18 protein-coding genes are annotated in these 22,466 nt (G+C 60.1%); 9 read left to right on the top strand and 9 right to left on the bottom strand.

Going from position 1 to position 22,466, the window contains the following annotated elements; all coding sequences use genetic code 11:
• Positions 1-311: 311 nt before the first annotated feature.
• The 7 genes from F7R06_RS28245 (at position 312) to F7R06_RS28215 (ending at position 8,285) form a co-directional block, all read left to right on the top strand.
• Positions 312-1,970, top strand: coding sequence for a Na/Pi cotransporter family protein (locus F7R06_RS28245; protein ID WP_090327030.1), 1,659 nt, complete (start codon positions 312-314; stop codon positions 1,968-1,970).
• Positions 1,971-2,135: 165 nt separating this feature from the next.
• Complete coding sequence (locus F7R06_RS28240) at positions 2,136-3,512, top strand: M16 family metallopeptidase (protein WP_090327033.1); 1,377 nt, start codon at positions 2,136-2,138, stop codon at positions 3,510-3,512.
• Between the two features lie 178 nt (positions 3,513-3,690).
• Entirely contained in the window at positions 3,691-4,719 is a 1,029-nt protein-coding gene (locus tag F7R06_RS28235; protein ID WP_090327035.1) for a DUF5924 family protein, read from the top strand.
• Between the two features lie 54 nt (positions 4,720-4,773).
• A complete protein-coding gene (locus tag F7R06_RS28230) occupies positions 4,774-5,922 on the top strand; it encodes an ABC transporter permease (RefSeq protein ID WP_090327037.1) in 1,149 nt (382 codons plus the stop codon).
• Entirely contained in the window at positions 5,919-6,722 is an 804-nt protein-coding gene (locus tag F7R06_RS28225; protein WP_090327039.1) for an ABC transporter ATP-binding protein, read from the top strand. Before F7R06_RS28230 ends, F7R06_RS28225 begins: the two co-directional genes overlap by 4 nt.
• 1 nt (position 6,723) lies before the next feature.
• Positions 6,724-7,662, top strand: a complete 939-nt coding sequence (locus F7R06_RS28220) for an MlaD family protein (RefSeq protein WP_090327044.1) — start codon at positions 6,724-6,726, stop codon at positions 7,660-7,662.
• Positions 7,659-8,285, top strand: coding sequence for an ABC-type transport auxiliary lipoprotein family protein (locus F7R06_RS28215; protein WP_090327047.1), 627 nt, complete (start codon positions 7,659-7,661; stop codon positions 8,283-8,285). The genes F7R06_RS28220 and F7R06_RS28215 overlap by 4 nt, the downstream gene beginning before the upstream one ends.
• A gap of 127 nt (positions 8,286-8,412) precedes the next feature.
• Here F7R06_RS28215 and F7R06_RS28210 read toward each other — a convergent pair whose 3' ends face one another.
• The 4 genes from F7R06_RS28210 to F7R06_RS28195 form a co-directional block, all read right to left on the bottom strand.
• Positions 8,413-9,642, bottom strand: coding sequence for a nucleoside recognition domain-containing protein (locus tag F7R06_RS28210; protein WP_090327050.1), 1,230 nt, complete (start codon positions 9,640-9,642; stop codon positions 8,413-8,415).
• Between the two features lie 226 nt (positions 9,643-9,868).
• On the bottom strand, positions 9,869-11,200 hold the full coding sequence (gltP, locus tag F7R06_RS28205; protein ID WP_090327052.1) for a glutamate/aspartate:proton symporter GltP: 1,332 nt from the start codon (positions 11,198-11,200) through the stop codon (positions 9,869-9,871).
• A gap of 876 nt (positions 11,201-12,076) precedes the next feature.
• Positions 12,077-12,241 carry a DUF1328 domain-containing protein gene (locus F7R06_RS28200; protein WP_003170804.1) on the bottom strand — a complete coding sequence of 55 codons (165 nt, stop codon included), beginning with the start codon at positions 12,239-12,241 and terminating at the stop codon, positions 12,077-12,079.
• Between the two features lie 72 nt (positions 12,242-12,313).
• Positions 12,314-12,601, bottom strand: coding sequence for a hypothetical protein (locus tag F7R06_RS28195; protein WP_090327055.1), 288 nt, complete (start codon positions 12,599-12,601; stop codon positions 12,314-12,316).
• A 384-nt stretch (positions 12,602-12,985) separates the two neighbouring features.
• Here F7R06_RS28195 and algB point away from each other — a divergent pair, with 384 nt between their 5' ends.
• Positions 12,986-14,332, top strand: coding sequence for a sigma-54-dependent response regulator transcription factor AlgB (algB, locus tag F7R06_RS28190; protein ID WP_090327057.1), 1,347 nt, complete (start codon positions 12,986-12,988; stop codon positions 14,330-14,332).
• A gap of 7 nt (positions 14,333-14,339) precedes the next feature.
• The gene (locus F7R06_RS28185; protein WP_090327060.1) at positions 14,340-16,130 is read left to right on the top strand and encodes a KinB sensor domain-containing domain; all 1,791 of its coding nucleotides are present in this window, start codon (positions 14,340-14,342) and stop codon (positions 16,128-16,130) included.
• 6 nt (positions 16,131-16,136) lie between these two features.
• On the opposite strand, the gene F7R06_RS28180 is transcribed toward F7R06_RS28185, so the two are convergent.
• The 5 genes from F7R06_RS28180 to F7R06_RS28160 all read right to left on the bottom strand — a co-directional run bounded on the left by F7R06_RS28180 (position 16,137) and on the right by F7R06_RS28160 (position 22,302).
• Positions 16,137-17,750 (bottom strand): EAL domain-containing protein, encoded by a 1,614-nt coding sequence (locus tag F7R06_RS28180; RefSeq protein WP_090327062.1) that lies wholly within the window; start codon positions 17,748-17,750, stop codon positions 16,137-16,139.
• A gap of 76 nt (positions 17,751-17,826) precedes the next feature.
• Complete coding sequence (locus F7R06_RS28175; RefSeq protein ID WP_090327065.1) at positions 17,827-18,606, bottom strand: N-acetylmuramoyl-L-alanine amidase; 780 nt, start codon at positions 18,604-18,606, stop codon at positions 17,827-17,829.
• 104 nt (positions 18,607-18,710) lie between these two features.
• Positions 18,711-20,771, bottom strand: a complete 2,061-nt coding sequence (locus F7R06_RS28170; RefSeq protein ID WP_090327066.1) for a GGDEF domain-containing protein — start codon at positions 20,769-20,771, stop codon at positions 18,711-18,713.
• Positions 20,768-21,646 carry an endonuclease/exonuclease/phosphatase family protein gene (locus tag F7R06_RS28165; protein WP_090327070.1) on the bottom strand — a complete coding sequence of 293 codons (879 nt, stop codon included), beginning with the start codon at positions 21,644-21,646 and terminating at the stop codon, positions 20,768-20,770. Before F7R06_RS28165 ends, F7R06_RS28170 begins: the two co-directional genes overlap by 4 nt.
• A gap of 14 nt (positions 21,647-21,660) precedes the next feature.
• A complete protein-coding gene (locus F7R06_RS28160; protein ID WP_090327073.1) occupies positions 21,661-22,302 on the bottom strand; it encodes a thiol:disulfide interchange protein DsbA/DsbL in 642 nt (213 codons plus the stop codon).
• Positions 22,303-22,466: the final 164 nt, after the last annotated feature.

The following is a 22,466-nucleotide window of genomic DNA, read 5'->3' as shown; positions in this document are numbered from 1 at the left end:
GGGAACAGGCTGGTCTGGCTGCGGGGCTCTCCCTGGATGTAGGCCATAACGAAAAATGCTCCGTATCTTTCGATACGGAGCATTTTCTTTGAGCGCTGCGCAGATTGCTAGGTTTTCACACAGTCTGTTCGGGTCCCTTTTTGTTTTTTGCATGAAGCTGTTTTCATGACAGTTTTGTTTCAATCGCTACTTTAGCTATGCGATGCTGGCGGCCAGACCGTTAGCCAACTACAGCTTAAGTACAGAACGTAGAAAAAAGCGCGGCACCGTCAACTTGCTCCTTTGGGGCGCTACCACCACAGGGGGCCTGTATGCTCACCCTGCTCAATTTATTATCTGCCGTGGCCCTGTTGATCTGGGGCACGCACATCGTCCGAACCGGCATCCTGCGGGTTTACGGTTCCAACCTGCGCCATGTCATCGGCCAGAACATGTCCAAACGCTGGCTGGCGTTCATCTCGGGGATCGTGGTGACGGCCATGGTCCAGAGCAGCAACGCCACCGCCATGCTCGTGACCTCGTTTGTCGGTCAGGGCCTGATGGCGTTGACCCCGGCGCTGGCGACCATGCTGGGCGCCGATGTCGGTACCGCGCTGATGGCGCGGGTGCTGACCTTCGATCTGTCATGGCTGTCGCCGCTGCTGATCTTTCTCGGGGTGATTTTTTTCCTGTCGCGCAAACAGACCCGCCTGGGTCAGATGGGCCGCGTGGCCATTGGCCTGGGTTTGATCATTCTGGCCTTGCAACTGATCGTCGAAGCCGCCGCACCCATCACCCACGCCCAAGGGGTGAAGGTGATCTTTGCCTCCCTGACCGGCGATATCCTGCTCGATGCCCTGGTCGGCGCGATGTTCGCGATGATTTCGTACTCCAGCCTGGCGGCGGTGCTGCTGACCGCAACCCTGGCCGGCGCCAGCGTGATCAGCCTGCCGGTGGCCATCGGCCTGGTGATCGGCGCCAATATCGGCAGCGGCATTCTCGCGTTCCTCAGTACCAGCATGCAGAACGCCGCCGGCCGCCAGGTGGCGCTGGGCAGCCTGTTGTACAAGCTGATCGGCCTGTTGCTGATCATTCCTGTGCTCGACCCGCTGGTGCACTGGCTCGATAGTCTGGATTTCAGCCCGCAGGAAATGGTCATTGGCTTCCATCTGCTTTACAACACCGCGCGCTGCCTGATCCTGCTGCCCAGTGTCGAGCCGATGGCCAGGTTCTGTGCGTGGGTACTGCCGGAGCGCCCGCAAGCCAACGGCATGGCCAAACCCCGGCACCTGGATCCGACGGCGTTGGTCACGCCCAGCCTGGCGCTGGCCAACGCCGCCCGGGAAACCCTGCGCATGGGGGATCTGATCGACAACATGCTGGAGGCCATGCTCGATGTGCTGCAGGGCAAGCAAACCGCCGTGACCCAGGAAGTGCGGCGTCTGACCGATGATGTCGAGGCGCTCTACAGTGCGATCAAGCTGTATCTGGCGCAAATGCCCCGGGAAGACCTCAGTGATCAGGACAGCCGGCGCTGGGCGGAAATTATCGAGCTGGCGATCAACCTCAAGCTCGCCAGCGACTTGATCGAACGCATGTTGCGCAAAGTCCAGCAGCAGAAAACGTCCCAGCGTCGGTCGTTTTCCGAGGTCGGCCTGGAAGAGTTGGCAGGGCTGCACAGCCAGTTGATCTCCAACCTGCGTCTTGGATTGTCGGTGTTCCTCAGTGCCGACAAGGAAAGTGCCCGCCAGTTGTTGCGCGAAAAACGTCGCTTTCGCGCTCAGGAACGCCGCATGGCCCATGCGCATGTCAGCCGTTTGCAACGTAAGATCGTGCAGAGTCTCGAGACCAGTTCACTGCACCTGGAGTTGATCGCCGATATGAAGCGTCTGAACTCACTGTTCTGCAGCAGTGCCTATGTGGTGTTGGAAACGGCCGAAACCGGTGCGCTGGCGGTCGATGATTTGACCGACATTACACATTCACCTTGAACGTCTGGCAGCATGGTCAGTCAGTACTATTGATTCAGCTCCAAGGCCGTCTTCGCGGGCAAGCCCGCTCCCACAGGTCTGCGATGTTCCTGTGGGAGCGGGCTTGCCCGCGATGGCGGACTGAAGGATGAAACGGATCTCCGATGGGTTGCCGGGAAGCTCGTTATGCGTTGTTTGTTGTTCGTCTGCCTGTTGCTCGGTTCATTCCCTTCGTTTGCCCTGGATCGCTTCCAGGTCGAGGGCTATGCCCTGCGCAACGGTCTGCAATTGCTGCTCAAACCCGGCATGGAACGCGGTCATGTGGCGATTAGGCTAGTGGTTGGCGTCGGCCTGGATGACTTCAGCTGCGCCGATAAAGAGCTGCCGCACCTGCTTGAACACTTGCTGTTCAGCGGCATCGACGCCAGCGGCGAAGGTGGCCTGGAAGAGCGAATGCAGGCATTGGGTGGCGAGTGGAACGCCTACACCAGTAATGCCGACACCACGTTTGTGATCGAGGCCCCGGCGAAAAACCAGCGCCAGGTACTCGACCTGCTGCTGGCGCTGTTGACCCAGACCCGCTTCGACGACAACGCCATCAACGCCGCCAAGCAAGTGGTCGAGCGCGAAGACGGGGGCCACTACTCTCACCTGCAGCGCTGGCTGGATCGCCAGGACCTGGGCCACACCGCCAGTAATCAACTGGCAGTGGAACTGGGCCTCAAGTGCCAGGAGCGCGCAGAAGTTGATCAGTTGACCCGCGAACAATTGGAGAAGGTGCGCAAGGACTGGTACGCACCGAACAACATGACGCTGATCGTCGTCGGCGACCTGGACCGATTGCTGCCCGCTTATCTGGAGCGCACGTACGGCACGCTCGAAGCGATCAATCCCACCGATCACCCGGCTCTGCCGCAGATCCAGTCCAGCGCGGCCCATGAGCGCGTCCTGACCCAGGGCTTTGTCGGCGGCGGCGCCAAACTGCACTGGTTGGTGCCGGAGCCGGTTCAGGAAGATGAGCACGATGTAACTTTCGACCTGCTCAAGGACTATCTGGACTGGGCGCTCTATCGTCAGTTACGCCTGGCGCACGGCTTGTCCTATGGTCCGTGGGCCGAGCGCGAGGTATTTGGTGGCGTGGGCTTCATGAGCTTGAACGCCGATCTGGAGCGCGACGACGTGGCCGAGGCGCAACAGGTCCTGGAGGACTTGAAAGCCGGGCTGCTCAAGGACGGTCTCAATGCCGAGACCTTCAACCGCCTCAAACAGGCTGCCATCGCCCGCCAGGCCTGGGCCGTGCAAGGCAACAGCGCGTTGGCCGATTACTATTGGAGCGCCCTTGGGGACTATGAGGACGGTCGTTTCGTCGATCCGGCCAGAGAGTTTCAGGGCGTGACGCTGGAGGAAGCGAACAAGGCGATGCGCGAGTTGCTCATGCAACCGGGGTATCTGCGGATCGAGAAGCCGTTGTTGAGTTATGACCAGGTGCTGTGGGCAATCGGCGGCATGTTGGCGTTCCTGGTACTTGGACTATTGGCCTTGCGCATCCACCGCAAACACTAACCGACCCCCTGTAGGAGCTGGCTTGGCCGCGAAGGTCGTCAACGATAACGGGTGCTAGCTGGATAAACGCGGGGCCGTTTGCAGGCCGGCGCCTACAGAAGTTAATGGCCTCTCGCCACACTGCTCTGCCGGCGGTAACCTGTCGGGGATTTTTCCTACGACTACTGTGAACCGCCGAATGCCTACCCTGACCCTTTTCATACAGCGCATTCTCGAACTGATGAAGCGCTACCCCGGGGTCATTGCGCTCGGTGGTTTTATCTCCGGCGTCTGCAGTTTCATTCTGGTGGACCGACAGCAAGGTCTGGCAAGCTGGATCACCACCATCATGCTGGTGAGCTGGGTCTGGTTGATGCTGGAAAACAGCCTGACCAAGCTGTTCACCAAGGTATTCAAACGGGAAATTCCCCAGCCTCTGCTGCGTTATGCGACGCAGATGATCCACCAGGAAAGCCTGTTTTTCGTCCTGCCGTTCTTTTTCATCACCACCACATGGAACAGCGGCCAATTATTCTTCACCGGGCTGCTGGGCATCGCGGCGCTGATTTCCATCACTGACCCGCTCTACTACAAATGGCTGGCACCACGGCGATGGGCCTTCCTGGCGTTGCACACGCTGACGCTGTTCGCCGCCCTGCTCACCGCCCTCCCCGTGATCATGCACCTGACCACGTCCCAGAGTTTCAAACTGGCGCTGGGTATCGCCGTCGTATTGTCGTTCCCGAGCCTCGCTTCGATTTTTCCGATTCGAACCGTGCGCAACGCCTTGGCGATTCTGAGCATTACCGTGGGAATCGGCGGCGTTGGCTGGGTACTGCGATCGTGGGTGCCGCCAGCAACCCTGTGGATGACCGACGTGGCCATCAGTACGCAATTGCAGGACCGTACCCCCGGTGACAGCCTTGAAGAGGTCAGCGCTGAGCAGATTCGTGGTGGCGGTCTGTACGCCTACACGGCGATCAACGCTCCCCGTGGCCTGGACGAACGGATTTATCACGTCTGGCAGTTCGACGGTAAAGAAGTCGATCGCATCCCTCTGGATATTCATGGCGGTCGCAAGGAAGGCTACCGCGCCTGGACCCATAAGCAGAACTTCCCCGCAAGCCCCGCAGGCAACTGGCAGGTCCGGGTGCTGACCGAGGACGGCCAACTGATCGGCGTGCTGCGCTTCAAGGTCACTGACAGCACAGCGATCAAAGAAAAGTAATGCGGTTCGTGCTATTACGTAGGTCTGCGTAACAGCCGAAAAAGCACGGAGCTTATGACCAGCAACACTGCGGCGGGCAATGCCCAACTGGATACCTCGCACACCCCGCCCCAGATAAGGGTTACAGGGGACTGGACGCTCGCCCATTACGCCGACCTCAAACTGCTGAGCGAAAAGCTCGAAGGTCAATACGACGACAACACCCGCATCGACCTCAATGGCCTCGGCGCCCTCGATACGGCAGGTGCCTCGCTGTTGGTGGAGCTGCTGGGCTCCGAGCGCCTGGGCCGATCAGCCGAACACCCCGATTGCACCCTCTCTTCTGCCGACCGCGCGTTGCTGCAAACGATCTACCGTTCGCTGACGGATTTCTGTGTGCCGCTCAAGGAACCGGAAATCAACGTCGGCGTTCAACTGCTGAACCGCATAGGCCGTGCGGTGGACGCGGTCTGGCAAGACACCCTGCAGCTGCTTGGTTTCGTCGGCCTGATTCTGGAAACCATCGCCCGCAACCTGTTTCTCCCCAAGCGCTGGCGCATCACGCCGATGGTGGCGCACATCGAGCAGACCGGCCTCGACGCGGCGCCCATCGTTGCCCTGCTGACCTTTCTGGTGGGCGCCGTTGTGGCGTTTCTCGGGGCGACGGTGTTGGCCAATTTCGGCGCCACGGTGTTCACGGTGGATCTGGTGGCGTTCTCCTTTCTGCGCGAATTCGCCGTGTTGCTCACCGCGATCCTGATGGCCGGGCGCACCGCCAGTGCGTTCACTGCGCAGATCGGCTCGATGAAGGCCAACGAAGAAATCGACGCGATCCGCACGCTGGGCCTCGACCCGATGGAGTTGCTGGTGGTGCCGCGGGTCCTGGCGCTGCTGGTCTCACTGCCGATGCTGACCTTTCTGGCGATGCTGTCGGGGATTGTCGGCGGTGGAGTGGTCTGCGCGGTGTCGCTGGGTATTTCGCCGGCGATGTTTTTATCGCTGCTGCAATCGGACATCGGCGTTCAGCACTTTGTGGTGGGGATTGTCAAAGCGCCGATCTTTGCGTTCCTGATCGCCGCCATTGGTTGCCTGGAAGGCTTCAAGGTCAGCGGCAGCGCCGAGTCTGTCGGCGCGCACACCACCTCGAGCGTGGTGCAATCGATCTTCGTGGTGATCGTGCTCGACGCCGTGGCCGCGCTGTTTTTCATGGAGATGGGCTGGTGAGCCGTTTACCCCGAGCGCCCACCGAGGCGGTGATCGAAGTCCGTGGGCTGTGCAATCGCTTTGGTCGACAGAGCGTGCACGAGAACCTCGATCTGGATTTGTACAAGGGCGAGATCCTTGCTGTGGTCGGCGGTTCCGGCAGTGGCAAGTCGGTGCTGCTGCGCAGCATTGTCGGTTTACGCCAGCCCAGCGAGGGCGTGGTGAAGGTCTTTGGCAAGAACCTGCCGACGCTCTCCGAGCACGAGCGCTCGATGGTCGAACGGCGGTTCGGCGTGCTGTTCCAGAAAGGCGCGTTGTTTTCTTCGCTGACGGTGACCGAGAACGTCGCCCTGCCCCTGATCGAACACGCCGGCTTGAGCCGCAATGACGCCGAGCATCTGGCGGCGGTGAAACTGGCGCTGGCCGGGTTGCCGCTGTCGGCGGCAGACAAGTACCCCGCCTCCCTGTCTGGCGGCATGATCAAGCGCGCGGCGCTGGCGCGGGCCCTGGCGCTGGACCCGGACATCCTGTTTCTCGACGAGCCCACCGCCGGCCTCGATCCGATTGGCGCCGCGGCCTTCGATCAACTGATCCTGACCCTGCGCGATGCCTTGGGCCTGAGCGTGTTTCTGGTGACTCACGACCTCGATACGCTCTACACCATCACTGACCGGGTGGCGGTGCTGGCGCAGAAGAAAGTGCTGGTGGCGGACGCCATCGACAAGGTTTCGGAAACCGACGACGCGTGGATTCACGAATACTTCCATGGCCCTCGCGGCCGCGCGGCGTTGAGTGCCGCTAAACAGTTCAACGAGGTCTGACATGGAAACCCGAGCCCATCATGTATTGATCGGCCTGTTCACCGTGATTGTGGTGACGGGCGCCCTGCTCTTCGGCCTGTGGCTGGCCAAGTCCAGCGTCGACACCGAGTTCAAGGATTACGAAGTCGTGTTCAACGAGGCGGTCAGCGGCCTGTCCAAGGGCAGTTCCGTGCAGTACAGCGGGATCAAGGTCGGCGACGTGGTGTCGCTGCGCCTGGACCCGAAAGACCCGCGCCGGGTGCTGGCGCGGATTCGCCTGGGTGGCGACACTCCGGTCAAGGAAGACACTCAGGCCAAACTGGCGCTGACGGGTGTCACCGGGACGTCGATCATCCAGCTCAGTGGCGGCACGCCACAAAGCCCGGCGTTAAAGGGCAAGGATGGCAGCCTGCCGACCATCATCGCAGCGCCCTCGCCCATCGCCCGTTTGCTGAACGACAGCAATGACCTGATGTCCGGGGTGAACATGCTGATGCACAACGCCAACCAGATGTTTTCCGAAGAAAACATCGAGCGCATCAGCAAGACCCTGGAGCATCTGGAACAAACCACCGGCACCATCGCCGATCAGCGCGGCGACCTTGGGCAGGCGATCAAGCAATTGGCCTCGGTCGGCCAGCAGGCCAGCACCATGATGGAGCAGACGTCGGCGCTGATGCGCAACGCCAACGGTTTGCTCAATGATCAGGGCAAGCAGATGTTCGGCAGCGCCGAGCAGGCCATGAAGTCGCTGGAACAGAGCAGCGCGACCATCAACAAACTGTTGGCCACCAATCAGGACTCGCTCAATAGCGGCATGCAGGGTCTCAATGGGCTGGCCCCGGCGGTACGGGAGTTGCGTGAAACCCTGAGCTCGCTGCGCGCCATCTCCCAGCGTCTGGAGTCCAACCCCAGCGGCTACCTGTTGGGCAGTGACAAGAACAAGGAATTTACCCCATGAAGCTGATTCACTTTGCCCTCCTCGCCGGGTTCACTCTGATCAGTTCGTGCTCGATCCTGCCCAAGTCCGAGCCGTTTGATGTCTATCGGTTACCTTCGGCCCAATCCAGCACGGCAACCAGCCATGGGACCCCGCAGCGCTGGTCGTTGCGCCTGAACAAACCCCAGGCCAGCGAAGCGTTGAACAGCCCGAACATTGCTGTGATCCCTCAAGGCGATGTGATCATCAGCTACAAGGCCTCGCGCTGGAGCGATCCGGCGCCGGTGCTGTTGCGCAATTGCCTGCTCGATGGATTCCAGCGTGATGGCCGCGTGACGCTGCTGAGCACCGACGACAGCAATTTCCAGGCAGACCTGGAGCTGGGCGGCAGCCTGCAGGCGTTTCAGACCGAGTATCAGGGCACGAGCGCCAGCGTGGTGGTGCGCCTGGATGCCTTGCTGGTACGTGGCGCTGACCAACGGATCCTCGCCAGTAAACGCTTCGAAGTGCGCCAGCCGCTGAGCGATGTGAAGGTGCCGGCGGTAGTGACCGGGTTCGGTCAGGCCACCGATCAACTGACGGCGCAGGTGGTGGTTTGGGCGGTTGAGCAAGGGCAGAAACTCGCGCCGCCAGCGCGACTTTGAAGTCTACACAGACCCTTTGTAGGAGCGAGCCTGCTCGCGATGATCGTGAACGATGACGCTGGGCACCAGACACCCCTCGGTGCTCTCGGGTTGATCGCGGGCAGGCTCGCTCCTACAGGGGGCTCAGTTAGCCGAAGAACCAGTAGCAAACGCCAATGGCGCCCAAGACCCCTGCCAGCTCCGCCAGCAATGCACACCCCACCGCATGCCGTGCGCGCTGGATGCCGACCGAGCCGAAGTACACCGCCAGCACATAGAACGTCGTTTCAGTACTGCCCTGAACCGTCGCCGCGACCAACGCCGGGAAGCTATCCACGCCGGAGGTTTTCATGGTTTCGATCAGCATCGCCCGGGCGGCGCTGCCAGAGAACGGCTTGACCATCGCGGTTGGCAGCGCATCGACAAAACGCGTATCGAAGCCCACCCATTGCACCAGATGACGAATCCCGTCGAGGCCGAAATCCAGGGCCCCGGATGCGCGCAAAACACCCACCGCGCACAGCATTGCCACCAGATACGGCAGCAGGTTTTTCGCCACGTCGAAACCTTCTTTGGCACCTTCGACGAAGGCCTCGTAAACCTTCACTTTACGCAGTGCGCCAATCACCAGAAACAACATGATCAGCCCGAATAGCGTCAGGTTGCCGAGGATCGACGACAGACCGGCCAGCGCAGTGGCCGAAAGCGTAGCCAGCAGCGCCATGAAGCCACCGAGGGCGAGGGCGCCGGGAATCAGATAGGCCAGCACCACCGGGTCCCAGACACGCAGACGTTGCATGAACGCCACGGATAGAAAGCCGACGATGGTCGAGCAACTGGTGGCCAACAGAATCGGCAGAAACACCAGGGTCGGGTCGGGCGCGCCTTGCTGGGCGCGGTACATGAAGATCGTCACCGGCAGCAGGGTCAGAGAAGAAGCGTTGAGCACCAGGAACAGGATCTGTGCATTGCTGGCGACCGTTGCGCTGGGGTTGAGCTCCTGCAGGGCTTTCATGGCCTTGAGGCCGATGGGTGTGGCGGCGTTGTCCAGGCCCAGGCCGTTGGCGGCGAAGTTGAGGGTGATAAGGCCGATGGCGGGGTGGCCGGGCGGGACTTCCGGCATCAAGCGCAGAAACAGCGGGCCAAGGGCCCTGGCCAGCCATTCGACGATCCCGGCTTTCTCGGCGATCCGCAGAAAGCCCAGCCAGAGGGTCAGGGTGCCGAACAGCAGCACCATGACCTCGACCGATAACTTGGCCATGGCGAATATGCTTTCCACCATCGCCGCGAAAATCCCGGCGTTGCCGCCTATCAGCCACTGCGCCAGTGCCGACACGGCTGCCACGATGAAGAAGCCAAGCCATAGGCCATTTAGCATCGGTCAAATCCCCCAAAAGATGCGCGAATGATAGCGGGGTGGCCAGAAACGACAAACCCCGGATTTCTCCGGGGTTTGTTTAATACGGCTTGCCTGGACCCCTGTAGGAGCGAGCCTGCTCGCGATGAACGTCAACGATGACGCGGGCATTCCGGATGAGCGCGGTGCTCCTGTTGCCATCGCGAGCAATCGAGCGTCGACCGACTGCTCTTACAGGGGGCATGCGTTAGTTGCGGGAAATCTCGCCAGCCGGCAGCTTCTCTTTGCTGCGCCAGTGCGGCAGGGAGTTCCAGTAGCGCTGGCCCTTGGCGTCGTCGTACATGCCTTCCCAGCGAGCGATGACCAGCACGGCCAGGGCATTGCCGATCACGTTCAGTGCGGTACGGGCCATGTCCATGACGCGGTCGACACCGGCGATGAACGCCAGGCCTTCCAGTGGGATACCGACACTGCCCAGGGTCGCCAGCAGCACCACGAAAGACACGCCCGGCACGCCGGCGATGCCTTTGGAGGTCACCATCAAGGTCAGGACCAGCAGCAGTTGCTGGCTGATCGACAGGTCGATGCCGTACAGCTGGGCAATGAAGATCGCCGCGATGCTCTGATACAGGGTCGAACCGTCGAGGTTGAACGAGTAACCGGTCGGCACCACGAAGCTGCAAATGGCCTTCGGTGCGCCGTAGGCTTCCATCTTCTCGATAACGCGCGGCAGCACGGTTTCGGAGGAGGCGGTGGAGTAGGCCAGTACCAGCTCGTCCTTGAAGATGCGCATCAGCTTGATCACCGAGAAGCCGAACAGGCGAGCGATCAGGCCCAGCACCACGAAGGCGAAAAAGGCGATGGCGACGTAAACCAGGATCACAAGTTTCGCCAGTGGCAGCAGCGAAGCGAAGCCGAAGTTGGCCACAGTCACTGCGATCAGTGCGAACACGCCGATCGGGGCGTAGTTCATGATCATGTGAGTGACCTTGAACATGCTTTCCGACACGCCCTGGAACATCTTCACCAGCGGTTCGCGCAGGTCCGCTTGCAGGCTCGACAGACCGAGACCGAACAGCACGGAGAAGAAGATGATCGGCAGCATTTCACCGCGGGCCATTGCCGCGAAGATGTTCGACGGGATCAGGTTGAGGATGGTTTCGATGAACGCGTGTTCATGCTGAACCTCGGCCGCGGTCGCCTGGTACTTGGAAATATCCACAGTACCCAGGGTGCTCATGTCGATGCCCGAGCCTGGATGGAACAGGTTGGCCAACAGCAGGCCGACCACAATGGCGATGGTGGTGACGATTTCGAAGTAGACGATGGTCTTCAGGCCGATGCGCCCGAGTTTCTTCGCGTCGCCGACGCCTGCGATGCCGACGATCAGCGAGGAGATCACGATCGGGATCACGATCATCTTGATCAGACGGATAAAGATATCGCCTGCCGGTTGCAGGACGTTGCTGACCCACCAGGCTTTTTCGGCACTGAAATGGTTGAGCAGTGCACCGATTGCTATCCCCAATACCAGACCGATGAGGATCTGCCAGGCGAGGCTAAGCTTTGCCTTCTTCATATCTTTACCCTTACTTCAGTTTGACTCGAGCAGATGCATGAACTGGAACGCTTGTGGCGAAAAAGTCTTGTGCATCTACCCCCGTATAAGGAGCCCCGGAGCGCTTGTTAGTGGCTCTCTGGCAGGCGAAAAAAGGCGCAACTATTCAGATGCAAGGAAGCGGCGTCTAATGCCGTAAACGCCTACCCTATGCCGAATCGGCATGAGGTTTTTTTACTGAAACTCGCGTCCCAATCGGTTCGATTACGACATTTCGGCAGGCATAAGTGCCGTGAACCGGCCATCACAGCGCAGATTGTTCGTTTCTTGATCAACAGAATAGACGACAAAATTCGGGAAAATACGACAGGGCAGGAAGAAAACTTACGGCCAGATAAAAGCCGTTTTTCGCGATATACGGTCGCTCGCTAAACAGCGGGGAAAGTAGATTGCGCAAATCAAAGACAGGATTTTCGGGGGAGGGGATGTGCATCACTCAATCGCTCTAGCTCGACGCTTTGCGCGTACAAGCTCTCCGCAAGTCCGTCGAGCCATGCTTGACTGGCGAACTTGCGTCGCAGCTTTTACCTGACCCGGCCCTCGCGCAGGCACTCCCTGTACCCGTAGGTCACTCCGCCCCTGAAACAGGCAGAACGTCCCGGCCCCTTGGTCATGCACCGACCTTCCTCAGGTGGGCGCAGTGGAAGAGGCATTTAGCCCCTCTCATGTTTCAAATTCGGTATAGGTGCGGATCTTTTTTCAAGTGTTCCATCACCAAATCCTGCATACCCTGATCCGGTTTCCCGTGAAAGCGGTGTGCGTCTTTGGCAGCCATTACGCTGGTAAGGCCGCCCAACAGCGGGGCGGCCGCCAGTGTCCTTAACCCGGCGCTCATGTTCAGCCTCGACCGCGACGGCCAAAGAAGAAGGAAGCAATGAACATCACCAGGAACACGACAAAGAGAATCTTGGCGATACCCGTGGCGGTGCCCGCGATACCACCGAAGCCCAGTACGGCAGCGACAATGGCAATGATCAGGAATGTGATTGCCCAGCTCAACATGGTGATTCTCCTTACGGTTCTATTTAGAGGTGTTGCTCGTTTCGGCGCGCCTGGCGCACCAAAATTGTGGTGTTAAAACACCCAGCGTTCCTGACGAGGCATCTCATCGTCGGGACGGGCCTGGTCGACATCCATCATGCGCATCTGTGCGCTATCGGCCATGGCACTGCTCGCGGCAGTGAAGTGGGTCTGGGTCGGATGCTCGAAGTAAATGCGCGACGGCGCTTGCTGCTGGTTCTGCTCCCAACGAAGGAATTGCTGGCCGGCGATCAAGGTGATCAGCAGTGCAAGCACAGCGAACAGACCTTGCTGAAGATGCAGTGGCGAGAAACGCTTTTGGGCGGCACGTTGGCGATTCATCCTGAGGCTCCTCCCACGCTGGGGGGTCGTTTCGTTGAGGGCGTTTGTTATTGCCCTGTCATTACTCAGGTAGTTGCAGTCTGCATGCCAGCTTTTTTATATAAAAAAATCGATATAAATCAATAAGTTAACAAATGTGCGCGCAGGGCTGTGGACGCATCCTGCACGATGGCCCTTTGCGCTGTCGTGCGTAATGCACGATCGTTTCGACAGATGTCGCAATATTTTTGAATTGAGAGAAGGGCGCAGGTGTCAGAAATGGACACAAGGCATCGTGTCAGGAGAGAGCTACCCTGCCATGAAAGGAATGCATCAGAATAAACCATGCAACTTGCCCGATTTTTCCGGGACTAACCAAGATCATTCATTAAGGAGCGTAGGAAAATGGAATCCGCCACTGAGCACCAAGGCCGTATTCTTCTGGTGGATGATGAGTCTGCCATCCTGCGTACCTTTCGCTATTGCCTGGAAGACGAGGGCTACAGCGTGGCGACCGCCAACAGTGCTGCGCAGGCGGACGCGTTGTTGCAACGCCAGGTCTTCGACCTGTGTTTCCTCGATTTGCGGCTGGGAGAAGACAACGGTCTGGATGTGTTGGCGCAGATGCGGATTCAGGCGCCCTGGATGCGCGTGGTGATCGTCACCGCTCACTCGGCCGTGGACACGGCCGTGGATGCCATTCAGGCGGGCGCTGCCGACTATCTGGTCAAACCTTGCAGTCCGGATCAATTACGTCTGGCAACCGCCAAACAGCTGGAAGTACGGCAATTGTCGGCGCGCCTGGAAGCCCTGGAAGGCGAGGTGCGCAAACCCAGGGACGGTCTGGATTCCCACAGCCCGGCGATGAAGGTGGTGTTGGAAACCGCCCGCCAGGTTGCGGTGACCGACGCCAATATCTTGATTCTCGGCGAATCCGGCACCGGTAAGGGCGAGCTGTCCCAGGCTATTCACGGCTGGAGCAAACGGGCGAAAAAATCCTGCATCACCATCAACTGCCCGTCGCTGACCGCCGAACTCATGGAAAGCGAGCTGTTCGGTCACAGCCGCGGCGCGTTCACCGGGGCCAGCGAAAGCACCTTGGGGCGTGTCAATCAGGCCGACGGGGGTACGCTGTTTCTTGATGAAATCGGCGATTTTCCCTTGATTTTACAACCCAAGTTGCTGCGATTCATTCAGGACAAGGAATACGAGCGCGTGGGCGATCCGGTCACCCGCCGCGCCGATGTCCGTATCCTCGCGGCCACCAACCAGAACCTCGAAGACATGGTTCGCGATGGCCGTTTCCGTGAAGACCTGCTCTATCGTCTGAACGTCATTACCCTGCACTTGCCACCGCTACGCGAACGCAGAGAAGACATTTTGAACCTGGCCGACCGGTTTCTCGCCCGGTTCGTCAAGGAATATGCGCGCCCGGCCCGGGGCTTCAGCGACGAGGCTCGCGAGGCATTACTGGGGTACCGCTGGCCGGGGAACATTCGAGAGCTGCGTAACGTGGTAGAGCGGGCGAGCATTATTTGCCCGCAGGAGCGAGTCGAGATCAGCCACCTGGGGATGGCCGAAACGCCGGTCAACAATGCACCACGCATTGGTGCTGCGCTAAGTCTGGATGAACTGGAAAAGGCCCACATCGGCGCCGTGCTCGCCACCGCCGGCACGCTGGATCAAGCGGCGAAAACCCTGGGAATCGACGCTTCGACCCTGTACCGCAAACGCAAACAGTACAACTTGTGAGCCGCCAATGAGACTGGCGATGAAGTTGCGGACCCGGCTGTTCCTGAGCATTTCCGCGCTGATCACCGTGGCGCTGCTCGGGCTTCTGCTCGGGCTGGTCAGCGTGATGCAAATGGCCGGTAGCCAGGAAGCACTGGTACGCAACAACTTCGTCACCCTCGACTTGGGGCTGAAACTGCGTCAGACACTGGGTGATCAACTGATCATCATGCTCAGTGAAAATCACGACGCAGCGGCCTTCGAGGCGTCCAAACAGCATTACCTTGAGCTGTTGGAACAAGGCATCGCCGGGGAGCAGCCGGTCGAGGGCAACGAGGACGGCTTCAGAAAGGCCAAGGCTGATTACTTGAGCTTTATCCAGGCGTATGAAGCGGCCGGTGAGCCGAAACATGTGCTGAGTGGCAACCAGGAGCTCACTGAAAAATTCAATGCGCTGCGCACGGGTTTGCTCAATGAGCACAAGCATGCGCTGGATAACATCAGCGCAACCGAGCGTTCGTCCCGTGAGCGTGCGCTGCTGATCGCCGGGTTGCTGGGGTTGGTCGGGCTTGCGGTGCTGATCATCGGTTTCGTGACGGCTCATGCCATCGCCCGGCGCTTCGGCGAGCCCATCGAGGCTCTGGCGCAGGCGGCGGACAATATCGGCCAAGGCAAATTTGACGTCACGCTGCCGATTTCCTCGGCGGTCGAGTTGAACCAGTTGACCAAGCGTTTCGGGATCATGGCCGAGGCGCTGCGTGAGCATCAGGCCACTAACGTCGATGAGTTGCTGGCGGGTCAGCAGCGGTTGCAGGCCGTGCTCGACAGTATCGATGACGGGTTGCTGATGATTGATCGCCAGGGGCGCCTGGAGCACCTCAACCCGGTAGCGCAGCGTCAGTTGGGTTGGGACACCGATCGCCTTGGCCAAGGGTTGGGCACCGCACTGGGGCGGCCCGAGCTCGATGAGCAGCTGCAACTGGTTCTGCGCGGCGGCACGCTGGAGCGGGCGCCGGAGGATCTGAGTGTCGAGGTCGATGGCGAGTCGCGTCTGCTGACCTACAGCCTGACACCGGTCAGCCATACCCAGGGCCATATTCTCGGTGCGGTGATGGTGTTGCATGACGTCACCGAGCAGCGCGCCTTCGAGCGTGTACGCAGTGAGTTCGTGCTGCGCGCTTCCCATGAGCTGCGCACCCCGGTCACCGGCATGCACATGGCGTTCGGCCTGTTCCGCGAGCGCACGCATTTCCCGGCAGAATCCCGTGAAGCCGATTTGCTGGACACGGTGAATGAAGAGATGCAGCGCCTGATGCAGTTGATCAACGATCTGCTGAATTTCTCCCGTTACCAGAATGGCCTGCAGAAACTGACGCTCGCGCCCTGTTCCATCGAGGATTTGCTGGAACAGGCGCGGTTACGATTTGCCGAAGGTGCCGAGCAGAAGGGCATTGAGTTGTTGGTGGAAATGCAGGGGCCATTGCCACACCTGCAGGCCGATCAGCCGCAACTGGACCGTGTGCTCGACAACCTGATCGACAATGCGCTTCGCCACACCGCCCCGGGTGGTCTCATCCGGTTGCAGGCCCGACGCCATGGCGAGCGGGTGATTATCAGCGTCGAAGATAATGGCGAAGGCATCGCCTACGGGCAGCAGGGGCGCATCTTCGAGCCCTTTGTGCAGGTTGGCCGCAAGAAAGGCGGGGCCGGACTGGGTCTGGCACTGTGCAAGGAGATCGTTCAGTTGCACGGCGGGCGGATGGGGGTTTATTCGCGACCCGGGCAGGGCACGCAGTTCTATATGGCGCTCGCGGTTTAGCGGCCTTTACGCTTCATCGTCGAGGCGTCGCTTGGTCAGCCGGCGACCGCGAGTGATCAGTTCGATGAACTGTACCGAGCTCAGCGCATGGGCGAACAACCAGCCCTGACCGAATTTCACGCCTTCACTGCTCAGCAACGCGGCCTGGGATTCATGCTCGATGCCCTCGGCGATGACCTTTAAGTGCAGTGACTGGGCCATGTGAATGATGTGCGGGGCCACGCCGCTGCTCGCCGCGTCATGACCCAGCGCATCAATAAAGGCCTTGTCGATTTTCAGGCAATCCACCGGCAAGGTTTGCAGGTAGGCAAGGCTGCAATAACCGGTGCCAAAATCATCGATCAGTACCTGATGCCCGACGTCCCGCAAGGCTTGCAGGTTTTCCCGCGCCACCTCGACATCGATCAGTCCCCGTTCCGTGACTTCAAAGGCAATTTGCCTGGCTGCGACCCGGTGCAGGGTGAGCAGGCGCGCCATGACCTGACCGATACGCGGGACCATGACATCACATGCCGCCAGGTTGACCGAGATGTATAGCTGCGGATTGGCCCGCAGCAATTGACCGAGCTGCTCAAGCAGGCGTTGCAGGACGAAGTCGGTCATCTGCCGGATCTGGCCGGTGTTCTCCGCCATCGGAATGAACAGGTCGGGACTGGTCAGGCTGCCGTCCGGCCGGCGCCAACGCAGCAAGGCCTCGGCCCCGACGCAGTTGCGACTGTCGAGATCGAAAATCGGCTGATACAGCACCTGCAGCTCGCCGCGGCGAATGGCGCCGGTCAGTTCGGCGTCCAGCGACTGCCGCTGGCGAACCAGCAGAAACACCAGAAAGCCGACAAAGGCGGCAAGCACCAGGCTGACCGGTAATAACCACCACCACATTGGCGGTATATGGTTGCCGGTGCGGGGGCTGATCAACACCAGCTGGAATTCCGGGTTGGCGGTGGGCATGCGGTAAATCAGGCGTGATGGGGTGACTTGCAGTGCTTCTCGGGTGGTGGGGGGCCATTGTTCCGTCAGCGACCAGACCTGGGAGGCACCCAGGACCGGAATCACCCTGGTGCCATGGTCGAGAACCACCAACAGGCTGCTGCCCGGTGACAGGTCGACCATGTCGGTCAAGTGGCCGCGAGAGGTGGCCACACGAAAATTGCCACGGCCGAGCATCAGCGCCGCACGGTTTTCATCGGGTTCGGTGGTGGTGTTCAACCAGTAACTGTAGGTGGGGCCCCTGATGTCCGGTGGCCGCGTCAACGGCAAGCCATCCTGGCGTGGGCGGCTTGAGCAGATCCGCGTCGCGTCCATATAGGCGGCGTCATACACAAAGCGGTAATTGAAGCTGACCTGCTGCAGGGTTGCGATCATCTCGTCATTGCACGTTCGCAATGGCTGCGCCTCCAGGTCATCGAGGCTTTCTCGCAGTTGCCCGAACAGTTGCTCCAGGCGGGCCAGAAAGCGTGCGCCCTGGGCATTCATTTCGCGGCTTTCGTTTTGTTCGACCTGTTGGATGGCGACAAAGTAGCTGCCGGCCAGCAATAGGGAGGCGCTCAAGACAGCAGCCAGCATCGCCAGAAACCAGGGGCGATAGAACCAGCTACGGAACGTATCTCGAGCAGCGGCCATTATGGAATATCCGAAGGATTACCAATGAGTTATAGCTGCTGTTTGAGAAACCGCGTTGACCGTCGGGCGGGCGTCATTATTTTGTCTGATTGAGCACTTGCAGCAGTGCTGCCGTTTGCGCGTCCGGGGTGCCATCGAAGCGCGATGGCCTGAAGTGCATTTGAAAGGCGGCAATCACGTGACGGGTTGCTACATCCAGTTCGCCGGTTTGCGGGGTGTCATAGCCGAAGCGCGCGAGTTGAGTCTGAAACCAGCTGATGCTCGGCAGTTGTGCTTCGAATTGAGCTTGTTGCCGCGCTACCGCCTGTTCGTTCGGCCAGATGCCGATGCCTTCGTTCGCCAGGCGCTTCCATGGAAACAGCGGACCGGGATCAAGTTTGCGCAGCGGGGCGATGTCGCTGTGCCCGATGATGCTGCGAGGACTGATGGCGTGGCGCTTGCTGATGTCCTTGAGCAGGACGATCAGTGACTGGACCTGCGCTTCACTGTAGGGGTACCAGAGGCGTCCGGTTGGCGTGTCCTTAAAGCCAGGATTGACGATTTCAATGCCGATGGAGCTGGAGTTCAGCCAGGTTCGTCCTTGCCATTGGCTGTCACCGGCGTGCCAGGCGCGCTGGTTTTCATCCATCAGTTTGAAGATGGTCGCGTTCTTGTCGTCGCCGATCAGGTAGTGGCTACTGACTTCCCCGTGGGTGAGCAGTTGAAGCGAACGCTCCTGGGATGCATTGGTGTAATGCAGCACCACGAACTGAATTCTGCTGTCGTGGTTGGCGGAAGGGTGGCTGGTGTCGAAGCGGGGACCGCTGGCACAACCGGCCAACAGGATCAGCGACACGATAAGAGCGAAGTATTTCATGGCGGAGGGCGATACACGCAAGACAGTAATGCAACAGTGTAACGTACTGCCTTGCGCACGGAGACCCATCGGGCGTTTTTTAAATGATATGGAACAATTGTCCGTCAGCCCAGTTCCACCCGGTTTCGTCCTGCGTTTTTGGCGCGGTAGAGCGCCTGATCGGCTCTTTTGAGCACCAGGTCGCTATGTTCTCCCGGCCTGAACGCGGTCAGTCCCATGGAAATAGTGATCGTTACCCGTTCACCCTTGAAATGGAAAGGGCAGGCTTCAATGGAGGCGCGCAGGAGTTCCAGCAGCTTCATGCCGGCTGCCGGCACGGTGGATGGCATCAACAGGACAAACTCTTCTCCGCCGAAGCGTGCAATGAAGTCCGTGCTGCGCAAGCGCTTGCGCAGCACGCTGGCGATGAGTTTCAGTACTTTGTCGCCCGCCAGGTGGCCGTAGTTATCGTTGATGCGCTTGAAGTGATCGAGGTCCAGCATCGCCAGCATCAGCGTGTTGCCGTGGCGCTGCCAATGGCTGATTTCCTGGTCCAGGCGTTCGCTCCAGGCGGCGCGGTTGGGCAGGCCGGTCAGTGGGTCGATCAAGGCTTTCTGGCGTTGTTCTTCCAGGTGTTCGCGAAAGCCTTGGGCTTCCTGCTCCATGTGGGCCACCCGTTCGGCCAGGCTTTGCAGGCGGCCCGCCACTTCTTGCTCACGCTCATCGCGTTGCTTGCGGTGCTGGTCCATGGTGCCCAGCAGGCCTTCGAGATGGTTTTCCAGAACTCGCTTGAGGTCATCCAGGTCGGCCGCTTCATGCATGCTGCTTTGCAAGCCGTCGACTTGTTCGCGGATCTGCGTGTCCATGGCTTGCGCGGCAGAACGGTTGTCGGCATGACCGGCGCTGGCAGCCTGCAGATTGCTCTGGAACGATTCGAGTCGTTCGTTGAGTCTTTGCAGGTAAGCCTCGAATTCGTGCTGGCCGCTATCGGAGATCGCCAGCATCAAGGTGGCGAAATCGTCGAGGATCGGCAGTAACTCGTACCAGTTCAATCCATTTTTCAGGCGATCGCGCATCGATTCGGCTTGCGGACGGTGACGCTCGGGTAGCGTCAGGTCATCGAGCAGGCCCAGCAGTGTGTCTTCGATGTGTTTGGCGACCGAGCTGTACGATGGCTCGGGCGAGTCCGGCAGGGCATAGAGAATGTCGTCCTCGGATTGTTCGGGATCGATGGCCGCCAAGGCTTGGGCCATGGGCGCGGGAAGCGGCAGGGTGTCGAGAAACACCGTCGGGGTCAGCTCGTCGGGGTTGACCGCCTGTTCAGCCTCAACTGCTGGCGCGACGGCGAGAGTCACCGGGGTTTCGGGTGACGCTGAATCCGCTTGGGCCTGTGCCTCGGAAGGCAAGGCGGGCGCCTGTTGAGATCCAGGGGCTGGCGCAACAGCGGCGGTGGCCACAGGTGCTTCTTGCGTTGCGGGTAAGGCCTCGATTGCCTGTGCAGCGGTAATGGCTTGGGGCGGCGCGCAAAGCGCCTCGTGCGGCTCATCGACAGCTGGTGTGAGTTCCGCAGCGGCGGGAGGTGCGACGGAAACTGGCGCCGGGACGGCTTCGGCAGGCGATGCGATGGGAGCGTGCTCTGGGGCGGCCGCCGCTTCATCGGCTTCACGGTGGCCGAACAGCCGCTGCAGCAGGCCTGGGCGATCAGGTTCTGCCGGGGTCTCCAATTGACTCAAGGCTTTGCCCTGCAGGCCGCTGAGTTCACTGAGGAGCAAAGGGATTTCGCGGGCCTGGCTGACCCGGCTATCCAGTTGTTTGGCGAAATTCTTCAGGGGGCGCCGGACTTCTCGGGGCAGCGGCAACTTTTGCAGTTGAGTGACCAGGGCGGTCAGTGCGGCGCTGGTCTGGTTGACGCGTGTCTCCCGGCGCTGCTCGGAATCGAGCACGGCTTTTTCCAGGCGCGGGAGCAGGGCGGCCAGGCCGGCGTCCATGTCATCGGTGCGCACCACTTCGCGCATTTCCTTCATGCACTGGTCGACGGCGCGGTCGGTGCCTTCCGCCGCCAGGGTGCTTCGTACCAGGCCGCGACGCAGCAAGTCGAGCCGGGCGTCCCAGCGACGTTCGAGCTTTTCCTGTTGTTCGATGCTTTTGAGGTATTTCTCTTTCCAGCGCTGTGTTTCGTCGCTCATTCAAGGGATCCGCGAGGGGCAGGACTCAACGCGGGCAATGCATCGGCCGTGAGCGAACCCGGCAGACGAATCTCTACCGCGACCGGCAGGTGATCGGAAATGGGTTGGGCCAGCACCTCGACCTTTTCAAGGGTCAGGCTGGGGCTGAGCAGAATATGGTCCAGGCAGCGTTGCGGGCGCCAGCTGGGGAAGGTCGCTTCCAGTTGCGGGGCCAGCAGGCCGAGGTCACGCAATGGCGAGTTTTGCAGCAAGTCGCTGGCGTGGGTGTTCATATCACCCATCAGTACCTGGTGTTTATAGTCCCCGATCAGGTCGCGGATATAGGCCAGTTGCAGGCTGCGGGCGCGGGCGCCCAGTGCCAGATGCATCATGACCACCACCAGTGCTTCCGGACCTTCGCCGAAACGCACCAGAATCGCCCCGCGACCCTTGGGTCCCGGCAGCGGATGATCCTCAATCGCCCACGGGCGCAGCCGGCTTAGCACGCCATTGCTGTGCTGGCCGAGGCGACCGAGGTTTCGATTGAGTTGTTGATACCAGTAGGGGAAGGCGCCGAGCTGGGCCAGATGTTCGACTTGATTGACGTAGCCTGAACGCAGGCTGCCGCCATCGGCTTCCTGCAAGGCGACCAGGTCGAAGTCGCCGAGCAGGTTGCCGATTTTTTGCAGATTGTCGGCACGCCCGGGGTGCGGCAACAGATGTTGCCAGCCCCGGGTCAGGTAATGCCGGTAGCGCTCGGTACTGATGCCGACCTGGATATTGAAGCTGAGCAAGCGTAGACGGCTGTCTGCGGGCAAGCCCGTAGACTTCAGATGGTGCTCGTTGACCTGCGGATCATGCAGGCCAACGACGCGTTCAGTTCCCCAGCGGCGCATGGTGAGTACCGCGCTTAGTTGGCGGCAGCCTTGTTAGCCGCTCGCTCTTTGTCTACCAGTTTATCGGCCAGTTGCAGGGCTTGTTCGGCACCACCGGCAGAGCCCACGTCAAAGCGATACTTGCCATTGACGATCATGGTTGGAACGCCGGAGATTTCATATTTCTTGGCCAGTTCGCGGGCCTTGACGATCTGGCCCTTGATGGCGAAGGAGTCGAAAGTGGCCAGGAACTTGTCCTTGTCTACGCCTTGCGTGGCCAGGAAGTCGGCCATGTCATTCTTGTCGACGAGCTTCTTGTGTTCTTTCTGGATGGCATTGAACACCGCAGCGTGCACCTTGTGCTCAACGCCCATGGCTTCAAGGGTCAGGAACATTTGACCGTGGGCATCCCATGGGCCGCCGAACATGGCCGGGATACGCACGAAATTCACATCGGACGGCAGTTTTTCGACCCACGGATTGATCACCGGCTCGAATGCGTAGCAATGCGGGCAGCCGTACCAGAACAGCTCCACCACTTCGATCTTGCCAGGCACGGCAACCGGAACCGGATTAGTCAGTTCGACATAAGGGGCAGCGGGGGCTTCGGCGGCCTGGGCAGTCATGCCGAACAGGCTGGCAGCGACGAGTGCGGCGCTGATGATCAGATTACGCATGCTTTACTCCTGGACAAATTTATCGCCACGCGCGACCTGTTTTCAGACAGGTCCTGGCGGGCTTGAGTTCTGTAGTGTAACGGCAGCGGCCACAAAAAAGGGCGGCCAAAGCCACCCTTTTTATACTTGCCGCGACGGATTAATCGAGCGTTAACGTTGCAGTC

This window comes from Pseudomonas moorei (assembly GCF_008801475.1).
In the GTDB taxonomy this organism is placed as follows: Bacteria; Pseudomonadota; Gammaproteobacteria; order Pseudomonadales; family Pseudomonadaceae; genus Aquipseudomonas; species Aquipseudomonas moorei.
This window is presented reverse-complemented; position numbering and strand designations above follow the sequence as displayed.